The 12,206-nt window shown below is 67.9% G+C and carries 14 protein-coding genes and 1 pseudogene; all 15 read left to right on the top strand.

All coding sequences use genetic code 11. The features are described 5' to 3' along the window. Positions 1–31 precede the first annotated feature (31 nt). Positions 32–535 (top strand): GNAT family N-acetyltransferase, encoded by a 504-nt coding sequence (locus I0K15_RS05735; protein ID WP_196104441.1) that lies wholly within the window; start codon positions 32–34, stop codon positions 533–535. 11 nt (positions 536–546) lie between these two features. Then, positions 547–918 (top strand): annotated as a pseudogene (locus I0K15_RS21020) (N-acetyltransferase family protein); the annotation flags it as partial. Between the two features lie 93 nt (positions 919–1,011). After that, a complete protein-coding gene (trmB, locus tag I0K15_RS21015; RefSeq protein WP_230374387.1) occupies positions 1,012–1,740 on the top strand; it encodes a tRNA (guanine(46)-N(7))-methyltransferase TrmB in 729 nt (242 codons plus the stop codon). A 106-nt stretch (positions 1,741–1,846) separates the two neighbouring features. Then, the gene (locus tag I0K15_RS05725; protein WP_196104439.1) at positions 1,847–2,989 is read left to right on the top strand and encodes an amidohydrolase family protein; all 1,143 of its coding nucleotides are present in this window, start codon (positions 1,847–1,849) and stop codon (positions 2,987–2,989) included. Positions 2,990–3,090: 101 nt separating this feature from the next. Further along, the gene (gene aroA / locus I0K15_RS05720) at positions 3,091–4,425 is read left to right on the top strand and encodes a 3-phosphoshikimate 1-carboxyvinyltransferase (RefSeq protein WP_196104438.1); all 1,335 of its coding nucleotides are present in this window, start codon (positions 3,091–3,093) and stop codon (positions 4,423–4,425) included. A 231-nt stretch (positions 4,426–4,656) separates the two neighbouring features. Further along, positions 4,657–5,061 carry a GFA family protein gene (locus tag I0K15_RS05715; protein ID WP_196104437.1) on the top strand — a complete coding sequence of 135 codons (405 nt, stop codon included), beginning with the start codon at positions 4,657–4,659 and terminating at the stop codon, positions 5,059–5,061. An 86-nt stretch (positions 5,062–5,147) separates the two neighbouring features. After that, positions 5,148–5,786: a (d)CMP kinase gene (gene cmk, locus I0K15_RS05710; protein WP_196104436.1), complete on the top strand. Its 639-nt coding sequence runs from the start codon at positions 5,148–5,150 to the stop codon at positions 5,784–5,786. Between the two features lie 202 nt (positions 5,787–5,988). Beyond that, a complete protein-coding gene (rpsA, locus tag I0K15_RS05705; protein WP_196104435.1) occupies positions 5,989–7,671 on the top strand; it encodes a 30S ribosomal protein S1 in 1,683 nt (560 codons plus the stop codon). Between the two features lie 267 nt (positions 7,672–7,938). Next, on the top strand, positions 7,939–8,220 hold the full coding sequence (ihfB, locus tag I0K15_RS05700; protein WP_196104434.1) for an integration host factor subunit beta: 282 nt from the start codon (positions 7,939–7,941) through the stop codon (positions 8,218–8,220). A gap of 26 nt (positions 8,221–8,246) precedes the next feature. Continuing rightward, complete coding sequence (locus tag I0K15_RS05695) at positions 8,247–8,582, top strand: lipopolysaccharide assembly protein LapA domain-containing protein (RefSeq protein ID WP_196104433.1); 336 nt, start codon at positions 8,247–8,249, stop codon at positions 8,580–8,582. Positions 8,583–8,589: 7 nt separating this feature from the next. Next, positions 8,590–9,261, top strand: a complete 672-nt coding sequence (locus I0K15_RS05690; RefSeq protein ID WP_196104432.1) for a phosphoribosylanthranilate isomerase — start codon at positions 8,590–8,592, stop codon at positions 9,259–9,261. 490 nt (positions 9,262–9,751) lie between these two features. Continuing rightward, positions 9,752–10,972, top strand: coding sequence for a tryptophan synthase subunit beta (gene trpB / locus I0K15_RS05685; protein ID WP_196104431.1), 1,221 nt, complete (start codon positions 9,752–9,754; stop codon positions 10,970–10,972). Between the two features lie 42 nt (positions 10,973–11,014). Beyond that, positions 11,015–11,377: a hypothetical protein gene (locus tag I0K15_RS05680; protein WP_196104430.1), complete on the top strand. Its 363-nt coding sequence runs from the start codon at positions 11,015–11,017 to the stop codon at positions 11,375–11,377. 181 nt (positions 11,378–11,558) lie between these two features. After that, on the top strand, positions 11,559–11,849 hold the full coding sequence (locus I0K15_RS05675; RefSeq protein WP_196104429.1) for an RcnB family protein: 291 nt from the start codon (positions 11,559–11,561) through the stop codon (positions 11,847–11,849). A gap of 141 nt (positions 11,850–11,990) precedes the next feature. Beyond that, complete coding sequence (locus I0K15_RS05670) at positions 11,991–12,152, top strand: hypothetical protein (protein ID WP_196104428.1); 162 nt, start codon at positions 11,991–11,993, stop codon at positions 12,150–12,152. Positions 12,153–12,206 lie beyond the last annotated feature (54 nt).

The raw sequence follows: 12,206 nt of genomic DNA, 5'->3' as shown, positions 1-12,206 counted from the left end.
CCCGCTGCTTCGGCGGGGTAGGTCTGCGTTCATGCCCCTGATCCGCCCGTTCCGGCTCGCCGATGCCGATGACCTGCTCGCGATCCGCAACCGTTGGATCTTCGCGGTGGACGCCGCGCTCTATTCCGCGGAGCAGCGGACGAGCTGGGTCACCGACCGCAGGCCTGACGCCTTTGCGAAGTCCGTTGCCAACGGTGTGACCCTGCTGGTGGCGGAGCAGGACGGCCGCCCCGCCGGCTATTGCGGCCACCGGGTCGAAGGCAGCGACGGCCGGATTACGGCCCTGCATGTCGATCCGGAGGCACAGGGCGCGGGCCTCGGCCGCGCGCTGCTGCAACACGCCGAACGCGCGCTCTTTGCCCGGGGCGTTCCCCGCATCCTCGTCCAGGCGAGCCTTCCGGCCCAGCCGTTCTACGCCGCGCAGGGCTACCGTGTCGCCCGACGGCACACCGTCCCCACCGGCGGCGGGTTGGAGATCGCGGTGGCCGCCATGGAGAAGCCGCGCCCGGTGGACGCCGCGCGAGCGGTCGTGTAACGCCCCGGCCCATGACACCGACCTTGCGCCCCTTCGCGCCCGCCGATGGCGAGGCGCTGCTGCTGATCCACCGCGCCGCGATCCAGGCGATTCCCGACACGCTCTACTCGGGTAAGGAGCGGGAGAGCTGGCTGGCGGGCCGCGCGGCGGAGGACTACGCCCGGGCGGCAGAGGGTGGCGAATATCTCACCGTGGCCGAGTTCGACGGCACGCCCCGCGGCTTCAGCGGCCGCCAGATGCACGAGGGGGCCGTGGGCGAAATCGTGGGCCTGTATGTCGATCCGGCCGCGCAGGGGCAGGGGATCGCCCGGGCGCTGCTGGCCGCCGCCGAACTCGCGCTGTTCGAGGACGGTGCGTTGCGCATCACCGTGACCGCCAGCCTCGCCGCCCGCGGCTTCTACGCGGCCCAGGGCTATACCGAGACCGGGCCCGACCGGCACGAGACCCGCGGGGGCCTCGCCCTGCCGGTGGTGCGCATGGAGAAGACCCGCTCCGCCCTGCGGCCCGATGGCACGCCCTGGCGCAACTTCTACGGCCGGCGCAAGGGCAAGAAGCTGCGCCCCGCCCAGCAGCGCGACATGGACCAGCTTCATGCCACGATCGCGCCCAAGGGCGTGACGCGGGCGGAGAACCCGGAGCGCACGCCGCTCGGCCTGCCCGCGCTCTTCGGCCGCGACGCGCCGGTCTGGCTGGAGATCGGCTTCGGCGGCGGGGAGCACCTTTTCCACCAGGCGCGGACCTATCCGGAGGTCGGCCTCATCGGCTGTGAGCCCTTCATCAACGGCGTCGCGCAGCTTTTGTCGAAGATGCGGGAGGATCGGCTGGAGAACGTGCGCATCCATCCCGGCGATGCGCGCGACCTGCTCGAAGTGCTGCCCGAGGCGAGCCTCGACCGCGCCTTCCTGCTCTACCCCGATCCGTGGCCGAAGACCCGGCACCATCGCCGCCGCTTCGCCAATCCGGAGAACTTCGCGATGCTCGCCCGCGCGCTGAAGCCCGGTGCGCATCTGCGGGTCGCGACGGATATCGAGGACTACGTGCGCCACACGCTCGAAGTCGTTCACGCCATGCCCGAATTCGAGTGGACCGCCGAGGGGCCGGCCGACTGGCGCGCGCCCTGGCAGGACTGGACCCGCACCCGCTACGAGGCGAAGGCGATCCGGGAGGGGCGCACGCCGCACTACCTCACCTTCCGCCGGCTCTGAACACGCTTCTTATTCACGAAGAAATAACGCCCTGCGCGGCGAGAAGTAACAAAGACATCGCGGTCGATTGCGAGACTTGAGGCGCCCCCAGCCAAGAGGTCCGCCCATGTCGCGCCGTATCACGAACTGTCACATCCATCTCTTCACGCTCGAACACACGCCTGACCGCTATCCGGTGAGCTGGCTGCCGAAGGGCGTGCGCAATTGGCTGGCCCGGACGCGCACCGGGCACCGGATCACGAAGAGCAGCCTGCGCGGCGTCGGGCGGCTGATCGGGGATGACAGCCTTGTGCGCCTCAGCCGCTTCATCGCGACCGGCGGGCTCGAGACCCAGAAGGACATGCTCCGCCACGTCCAGCGCTACTACCCCTCCGGCACCCGCTTCGTCGTGCTGCCGATGGACATGAGCCAGATGGGCGCGGGTGATGTGTGCAAGGATCTGGGCGCGCAGCATGACGAACTGGCCGCGCTTGCCCGCGATCCGGAGGGCGGCGGCGCCGTGATCCCCTTCGCCGCCGTCGATCCCCGCAATCCGGAGCACTTCTCCGAACTGCGCCGCTGTGTGGAGGAGTACGGCTTTCGCGGCGTGAAGCTCTACCCGCCGCTGGGCTTCGATCCCTCCGACCGCAGGCTGATGGAGAAGGTCTATCCCTACTGCATCGAACATGACCTGCCGGTGCTCAGCCATTGCTCCCGGGGCGGCGTGCGCGGGGCACGGCTCGACAAGTGGTCGGCGAACCTGCTGGCGCGGCCGCAGGCCTTCAAACCGGTGCTGGAGAGCTTCCCCGACCTGCGCGTCTGCCTCGCCCATTTCGGTGGTGGCGCGGCGTGGGAGGAATACGTGAAGGTCGGCCTCGATCCCGCGGACCCCGAGGCGCGGAAGGAGAACTTCCTCGCCTCCCTTCTCGACATGCTGCGGGCGGAGGATGCGCCGGGTGTGCGGACCTATCCGGGGCTCTATACCGACATCTCCTACACCTCGTTCAATTACGAGGACTACATCCCGGTGCTCTCCGTCTTCCTGCAGGACCGGCGGATCCGCGACCGCGTGCTCTTCGGCTCCGACTTCTACATGACCGAGCAGGAGGAGCTGCCGGAGCGGAGCCTCTCGATGCGCCTCCGTTTCGCGCTGGGGGAGGAGGCGTTTTGGCAGATCGCCCATGAGAACCCCAAGCGGTGGTTGGGTGAGATGCCGGCCGAGGATGCGCCGGAGGCGGCTGTGCGGGTCCCGGAGCCGCAGGGTGCCTGAGCCGCGTTGAGGCGCGCATCGGCAGGGCCGCGCCGCTTCGCCATGGACGTCCCCCCGGCGCGCCCGCTATAGCGGCGGGCGACGACCCGAGAGGAGGCCCCATGTCCCACAGCACCGATCCCCGCCCGATGAGCGCCGTGCCCGGCGCGAAGCTCACCGGAACGGCCGAGGTGCCGGGGGACAAATCCGTCTCCCACCGCTCGCTGATCTTCGGCGCGATGGCGGTGGGTGAGACGCAGGTGACGGGGCTTCTCGAAGGGCAGGACGTGCTCGACACCGCAAAGGCGATGGAGGCGCTGGGCGCCGAGGTGATCCGCCACGGGCCGGGCGAGTGGTCGGTTCATGGCGTTGGTGTCGGCGGCTTCTCGGAGCCCGAGGATGTCATCGACTGCGGCAATTCGGGGACCGGCGTGCGGCTGCTGATGGGCACCGTCGCGACGCACGGGTTTTCCACGACCTTCACCGGGGATGCGTCCCTGCGCTCCCGCCCCATGGGCCGCGTGACCGATCCGCTGGCGCTGTTCGGGGCCGAGGCGCATGGCCGCGCCGGGGGCCGTCTGCCCCTGACGCTGGTCGGGGCCGCGAACCCGGTGCCGGTCCGCTACGCCACGCCCGTGCCGTCGGCTCAGGTGAAATCCGCCGTGCTCCTCGCCGGTCTCAACGCGCCGGGCGAGACGGTGGTGGAGGAGATCGAGGCGACCCGCGACCATACGGAGCGGATGCTCCGCGGCTTCGGCGCCGAGGTCGAGGTGGACGGCCGCACCATCGTGCTGAAGGGACAGCCGGAGCTCACGCCCCAGCATATCGTGGTGCCGCGCGATCCGTCCTCCGCCGCCTTCCCGGTCTGCGCCGCGCTGCTCTGCGAGGGGTCGGACGTGCTGGTGCCGGGCATCGGCCTCAACCCGACGCGGGCCGGGCTCTACACCACGCTGCGCGAGATGGGCGCGGACCTCACCTACGAGAACGAGCGGCTGGAGGGCGGCGAGCCCGTCGCCGACCTGCGCGCCCGCTTCGGTCCGATGAAGGGGATCGAGGTGCCGCCGGAGCGCGCTGCCTCGATGATCGACGAGTACCCGATCCTCTCGGTCGTGGCGGCGATGGCGGAGGGGACGACCGTCATGCGCGGCGTCAAGGAACTGCGTGTGAAGGAGAGCGACCGCATCGACGCCATGGCCCGGGGCTTGGAGGCCTGCGGCGTGCGGGTCGAGGAGACGGAGGACACCTTCACCGTTCACGGCACCGGGGGCGAGGTGCCGGGTGGGGCGACGGTCGGCACGCGGCTCGACCACCGGATCGCGATGAGCTTCTTCTGCCTGGGGCTCGGCGCGCGGCGGGCGGTGAAGATCGACGACGCGACGGTGGTTGAGACGAGCTTCCCCAACTTCCTGCCGCTGATGGAGAGCCTCGGCGCCTCCTTCCGGCGGGAGAACGGGTGAAGCGTTCCGCCCGGCGGCCACGCCGGGCCGCGCCCGACCCCCCCCCGGAGGGCGCGATGGCGATGTCGTTTGCAGAAGACGCGCCATCGATGCTTGAGGGCGCGGACCCATCAAAACCCGCCGGAAAGCGCCCTCCAGGTCGGGCGCTGCCCTTGTCTCTTCGCCCCGGCGGCGTGACTAGGCATCCCGCCCCATCGCACTAGGCTTCCCGCCACCACGAAGGAGACGACCATGTCCGAGCGCCATCACGGAAGCTGCCTCTGCGGCGCGGTGAAGTACCGGGTCGAGGGTCCGCTGCGGCCCGTCATCTCCTGTCACTGCACCCAGTGCCGCAAGACCTCCGGCCATTATGGTGCGGCGACCTCCGCCCCGAAGGACAAGGTGCGGATCGCGGGCGACGTGAAGTGGTATGTGAGCTCGGATGCGGCCCGCCGGGGCTTCTGCCCCGATTGCGGCTCCTCGCTGTTCTGGGATGGCGGCGGGGAGAACATCTCGATCTGGGCGGGCTCTCTCGACGGGTCCACCGGGCTCACGCTCAAGGGGCACATTTTCACCGCCTCGAAAGGCGACTACTACCCGATCAGCGACGACCTGCCGATGGCTGAGGGCGAGGATCCGGAGCTGACCACGAAATAGACCGCGCCGCGGGGAGGCGACATGCGCCTCCGGCGGGGATACTTGAACAGAGAAGAAGGGCGCACGGCCCTCGGGGAGGAGACGGCATGAGCTTCACGGTGGCGATCGACGGACCGGCGGCGGCGGGCAAGGGCACCATTGCGCGCGCGGTTGCTGCACACTTCGGCTTTGCCCATCTCGACACCGGGCTGCTCTACCGCGCCACGGGGGCGAAGGCACTGGATACGGGCGCTGTGGACGCGACGAGTGCCGAGCAGGCGGCGCGGGCGCTGAGCGAGGAGGATCTGGCGCGGGACGATCTGCGCACCGGCGATGCGGGGCAGGCGGCCTCCGTCGTCGCGGCGATCCCGGCGGTGCGCGCGGCGCTCCTCGACTGGCAGCGCGCCTTTGCCCGGCGCGCAGGCGGCGCCGTGCTCGACGGGCGCGACATCGGCACGGTGGTCTGTCCGGAGGCGGAGGTGAAGCTCTACGTCACCGCCTCCGACGACGAGCGGGCCAAGCGGCGGCATGCAGAGCTGGTGAAGGCGCGTGCCGAACTGACTGTCGCGGAGGTTCTGAGCGACCTGCAGGCCCGCGACCGGCGCGATGCCTCCCGCGATACCGCACCGATGAAGCCCGCGGCGGATGCGCATCTCTTCGACACCACGACGCTCAGCATTGAGGCTGCGGTGGCCCGCGCCATCGCCCTGATCGAGCAGGCGCGCGCGGCCCATCCCCTGCCCTGACCTTGCCCTTGCAGGCCGAAAGGCGTATAGCGACGCCGTCGCGCAGGCGGCCGGAACAACGATTCCCGGCCGGAACGGGGTCTGAACGCCCTGTCCGGGCGGGATTGTGCATTCCGGCCAGCGGCAAAACCCAAGTGCAAAGACCGGCGGACCCAACCGCCTGGCCCGTGAAATCAGACTGCTTTTAGGAGAACTCCGCCTTATGGCAACCAACGCAAGCATGGAAGATTTCGAAGCCCTCCTGAACGAGAGCTTCGAGCTGGCGACCCCCGAAGAGGGCACCGTCGTCAAGGGCACTGTCATCGCGATCGAAGCGGGTCAGGCCATCATCGACATCGGCTACAAGATGGAAGGCCGTGTCGAACTCAAGGAATTCGCGAAGCCCGGCGAGGATGCGAGCCTCGCCCCCGGTGACGAAGTCGAGGTCTACCTCGAGCGTGTCGAGAACGCGCGCGGCGAAGCCGTCATCTCCCGCGACAAGGCCCGCCGTGAAGAGGCATGGGACCGTCTGGAGAAGGCCTACGCCAAGGAAGAGCGCGTCGAGGGCGCGATCTTCGGCCGCGTCAAGGGTGGCTTCACCGTCGATCTCGGCGGCGCCGTGGCCTTCCTGCCCGGCTCCCAGGTCGATGTGCGCCCCGTGCGCGATGCCGGCCCGCTGATGGGCCTGCCCCAGCCGTTCCAGATCCTCAAGATGGACCGCCGCCGCGGCAACATCGTCGTGTCCCGCCGTGCGGTGCTGGAAGAGTCCCGCGCCGAGCAGCGCGCCGAGATCGTCGGCAAGCTGTCCGAGGGCGACGTCATCGACGGTGTGGTCAAGAACATCACCGAATACGGTGCGTTCGTGGACCTCGGCGGTGTCGACGGCCTGCTGCACGTGACCGACATGGCATGGCGCCGGGTCAACCACCCGTCCGAGATCCTGTCGATCGGCGAGACCGTGAAGGTCCAGGTCGTCAAGATCAACAAGGAGACGCAGCGCATCTCGCTCGGCATGAAGCAGCTGCAGGCCGATCCGTGGGACGAGGTCGAGGGCAAGTTCCCCATCGGCTCGAAGCACACCGGCCGCGTCACCAACATCACCGACTACGGCGCCTTCGTGGAGCTGGAGCCGGGGGTCGAGGGCCTCGTGCACGTCTCCGAGATGTCCTGGACGAAGAAGAACGTCCATCCGGGCAAGATCGTCTCCACCTCCCAGGAGGTCGAGGTCATGGTGCTGGAGATCGACACCGCGAAGCGTCGCGTGTCGCTCGGCCTGAAGCAGACCCAGGGCAACCCGTGGGAGAACTTCGAAGCCGCATTCCCGCCGGGCACCGAGGTCGAGGGCGAGGTGAAGAATATCACCGAGTTCGGCCTGTTCATCGGTCTGGAAGGCGACATCGACGGCATGGTGCACCTCAGCGACATCGACTGGGACCGCCGTGGCGAAGAGGCGATCGAGGACTACAAGAAGGGCGATATCGTCCGTGCGAAGGTCACCGAGGTGGACCCGGAGCGCGAGCGCATCTCCCTCTCGATCAAGGCGCTCGATGACAGCTTCGACGGTGCCGTGGACGGCATCAAGCGCGGCCAGGTCGTGACGGTGAACGTCACCGCGATCGAGGATGGCGGCATCGAGGTCGAGTACGACGGCATGAAGGCCTTCATCCGCCGCTCCGACCTCAGCCGGGATCGCTCCGAGCAGCGGCCCGAGCGCTTCTCCGTCGGTGACAAGGTCGATGCGCGCATCACCAACATCGACAAGAACGCCCGCCGCCTCGGCCTGTCGATCAAGGCGCGCGAGATCGCGGAAGAGAAGGAAGCGGTCGAGCAGTACGGCTCCTCCGATTCCGGCGCGTCGCTCGGCGACATCCTGGGCGCGGCGCTCAAGGATCGCGAAGACAGCTGAGCGCATTTTGCGCACCGAAACAGACGGCGCCCCCCGACCGGGGGCGCCGTTTTTCTTGGGCCGTGCGATTCGCGAATTGTGCATCTGAACCTGTCGCGTGGTCGCGGGACGCCCGATTTCAACTGCTTTAAAGAAGTCAATCCGCCGTTGAACTGGCGATTCAGCGCTCAATGTGCTTTCTTCAAGGGGTTCAAACCCTTGCTGCGTTGACCGGAGCGGTTTGGTCGTGCGACTCTGAGACGACACAAGGCGAGGAGCCAGATCATCGTGATCAAGTCAGAGCTGATTCAGAAGATCGCCGAAGAAAACCCGCATCTCTATCAGCGCGACGTCGAACGGATTGTCGGTACCATCTTCGACGAGATCGTGGAGGCGATGGCCCAGGGCAACCGTGTCGAGCTGCGCGGCTTCGGAGCATTCTCGGTCAAGAAGCGCGAAAGCCGGGTCGGTCGCAACCCGCGGACCGGCGAAGCGGTTGACGTTGACGAAAAACACGTACCTTTCTTCAAGACAGGCAAGTTGCTGCGGGACCGTCTGAACGGCAAGTGATCCCGCCAAGGAAGGGAGACCCCGTGATGCGCGTCCTGAAGATGATCCTGCTCCTGGCGCTCGCCGTCATCATCATCATGCTCGCCGTCGCGAACCGCGAGCCGGTCGTGGTCGAGCTTCTGCCCACCCAGTTCCAGTTCATTACGGGGTGGAGCACGCAGGTCCCGCTCTTCGTCGTCATGATCGTGATGGCCGCCGGTGGCTTCACCCTCGGCTGGTCGTGGGAATGGCTGCGTGAGCAGCGCACCCGCACCATCGCCGCGCGCCGCCGCCGCCAGATCGCCGAGCTGGAGGCGGAGGTGCAGACCCTGCGCAAGGATACCGGACGGGAAGAGGACGAGGTTCTCGCCCTCCTGAAGTGAGCCACTGATGAAAGTGAAGATCTGCGGGCTGTCGACGCCCGACACCATCGCGGCCGCGGTCGAGGGCGGAGCGGCCTATGTCGGCTTCGTCTTCTTCGAGAAGTCGTCGCGCCTCGTGTCGGTGGACACCGCGCGCGCTCTGGCGGCCGACGTGCCGCCGGGCGTGGTGAAGGTCGGCCTCTTCGTGAACCCCGACGATGCGGCGCTGGAGGCGGTGCTCGACACCGTTCCGCTCGACATGATCCAGCTCCACGGCGCCGAGCCGCCGGAGCGGGTGGTGGAGGTGCGCGGAACCCACGGGCTGCCGGTGATGAAGGCCCTCGGTCTGCGGGACGAGAGCGACCTTACGGCCCTCGATACCTATGCGGAGGTCGCCGACCAGATCCTGGTGGATGCGAAGCCCCCCGCGGGCGGCGAGGTGCCCGGCGGCAACGGCCTCGCCTTCGACTGGCGCCTGCTCTCCGGCCGGCGCTGGCCGCTGCCCTGGATGCTCGCCGGCGGGCTGGAGGCGGACAACGTGCAGCGCGCCGCCAATCTCACGGGGGCCACGCAGGTCGACCTCTCCTCCGGTGTCGAGAGTGCGCCGGGCGTGAAGGATCCCGCGCTGATCCGCGCCTTCCTGAAGGCCGCGGGGGCGGAGAGACCGGGCCCTCCCCACGATGGTCCCGGCCTCCCCTGAACACGGTTTCACCGCTGCGGGCCTGCGGACCGGCCACCCATCGCTCGGCCGCATCGTCCCGCCCGGCGCCCCTTGCGCATCCGGCGGTCCACCCCTGGCCCGCCCGCTGCAATCGGTCACCGATATGAGACCAATTCCGCGGGTGCCTCGAGGTTTCCATCCGTTAACGTTGATTTGCCAGAAACCCTGATCCGGATAAAAAAGCGCCGCCACATCTCTGGGTGAGATGGGCGGCGCAAGGGACATGTAGAGTGTTCCACACGCGACGGGACGCACCACCGACCCGTCTATCGAGAGGTGAGGCTGTATCAGGGACAGAGTGATACAGGCTGCATATCCTTCCGATGTTCTAGCAACGCTCCGATTTCGCAAATGGTTGCATCTGCAAGGGACATTTTTTTGCGGAACCGGCTGACAGAACGTCGCGCCCCATCGACGGCCCCCAAACCCCGCGATAGAAAGCTGCAATCCGCACATCCGGGAGGTTGAGATGACCCGCCACGCGCCCAACTCCTTCAGCGCCGGCCCCGACGCGCAGGGCCGCTTCGGCCAGTTCGGCGGCCGCTTCGTGTCCGAGACACTGATGCCGTTGATCCTCGACCTCGAGGCCGAGTACGAGAAGGCGAAGACCGATCCGGACTTCTGGGCCGAGATGGACGACCTGTGGAAGCACTATGTCGGCCGCCCCTCGCCGCTCTACTACGCCGAGCGGCTGACGGAGCGGTTCGGCGGGGCGAAGGTCTACCTCAAGCGCGACGAGCTCAACCACACCGGTGCGCACAAGATCAACAACGTGCTGGGCCAGATCCTGCTCGCCCGCCGCATGGGCAAGAAGCGCATCATCGCGGAGACGGGGGCGGGCCAGCACGGCGTGGCGACCGCGACGGTCTGCGCGCGCTTCGGGCTGGAGTGCATCGTCTTCATGGGCGCGACGGACGTGGAGCGGCAGAAGCCCAACGTCTTCCGCATGAACCTGTTGGGCGCCAAGGTGATCCCCGTGACCTCGGGCCGCGGCACGCTGAAGGACGCGATGAACGAGGCGCTGCGCGACTGGGTCACCAACGTGGAGAGCACCTTCTACTGCATCGGCACCGTGGCGGGACCGCACCCCTATCCGGCCATGGTCCGCGACTTCCAGTCGATCATCGGCAAGGAGACGAAGGCGCAGATGATGGAGCGGGAGGGCCGCCTGCCCGACAGCCTCGTCGCCTGCATCGGCGGCGGCTCCAACGCCATGGGTCTCTTCCACCCGTTCCTCGATGACGAGGGCGTGCGCATCATCGGGGTCGAGGCCGGGGGCCACGGTGTCGATGAGAAGATGGAGCACGCCGCCTCGCTGACCGGCGGACGGCCCGGCGTGCTGCACGGCAACCGGACCTACCTCTTGCAGGACGCGGATGGTCAGATCATCGAAGGGCACTCGATCAGCGCGGGCCTCGACTATCCCGGCATCGGGCCCGAGCACTCCTGGCTCCACGATATCGGGCGGGTGGAGTACGTCTCCGTCACCGATCGGGAGGCGCTCGACGCCTTCCAGCTCTGCTGCACCACCGAAGGCATCATTCCGGCCCTTGAACCCAGCCACGCTTTGGCGCATGTAGCCAAGCTTGCACCGGACCTGCCGAGCGATCACCTGCTGGTGATGAACATGTGCGGCCGGGGCGACAAGGATATCTTCACCGTGGCAGAAGCGCTCGGCGTCGAGATCTGAACCAAAGGGGTTACAGGCCCCGCATTAGGATTGATTGTGAAAATGGCTGACTATCAGATCGGCGACATCGTCGTGCTGACCGCAGGTTCGATGCGCATGGCGGTCGAGGGCGTGGACGGGGACATGGTCTCCACCGTCTGGTGCAACGAGGGCGTGATCGGGCGCGACACGTTCAACAGCGTGCTCCTGAAGAAGTGGGAGCATCGCGAGGAGAACAACCGCGGCGATCGCGGCAAGCCCGGCGGCTTCAACAAGGGCGGCGACCGGGGCGGCTTCAACAAGGGTGGCGATCGCGGCGGCTGGAAAGGCCGCGACGATCGCGGCGGCGACCGCGACGACCGCCCCCGCGGCAAGACCGGCTGGGACGGCAAGCCGCGCGAGAACAAGTTCTTCCGCAAGGACTGAACCGCGACACCCCGCGGCGCGCCGCGGGATTTGCGTATTTGGACAAAGAAGAAGGGCGGGCCGCAGGGCGCGCCCTTTTCGCGTCATGGGTGCAACGGTCTCGGGGCGCGAGGCGGTGCCGGGGAACCCGGGCTTCGGATGCCATGTTGAGGTGATACACGCTAAGCTTGGGGGCAAGACCATGAAACGCATCCTTCTGACGGCCGTCGCCGCTGCCGTGATCGCACCGCATGTGGCCTGGGCGCAGCCGTCGCACTGTCCGCCCGGCCACGCGCGCAAGGGCTGGTGCGAGCCGGGGGTGCGTTACGACCGCGACGACTACCGCGTCATCCGCGACTACGGGCGCTACAACCTGCCGCCCCTGCGTGATGGCGAGCGCTACGTCATCATCGACAATCAGGTGGTGCGCGTTTCGGACCGGACCGGCGACATCATCGCCGTCATCGGCCTCGCCTCGATCCTGCTCGACTGACGCAGGACGGTGCGTCGCGCTGCATGATGATGGCGGCCGCGGTGGCGTTGCCCGTGATCTGCGGCATGCCGCCGCGCAGGGCGGAACCGATGGTGATGTCTGGGGTTTCTGGAGTCTTAGGTTCACCCCGGAGTTAGTCTCATGAAAATACTTGCTTTTATCCTTGCCCTCGTCGCTTTCGCCGCGCCTCAGGCGGTCCTCGCGCAGGTGCCGACGCAGAGCGGCTGCATTCCCACCAATGACGATTGCGATCCCAACGATACGGACGATGCCGATCGGCCCGGCGTACCGTCGGACGACTGAGGCAATACGCTGCTTTCGCAGCTGAATAGGCCCGGTCCGCTGGTCAAGCGGATC

Origin of the sequence: Pontivivens ytuae, from assembly GCF_015679265.1 — a bacterium.
In the GTDB taxonomy this organism is placed as follows: Bacteria; Pseudomonadota; Alphaproteobacteria; order Rhodobacterales; family Rhodobacteraceae; genus Pontivivens; species Pontivivens ytuae.
Note: the sequence above shows the minus strand (reverse complement) of the source record. Positions and strands in the feature narration are given on the sequence as shown.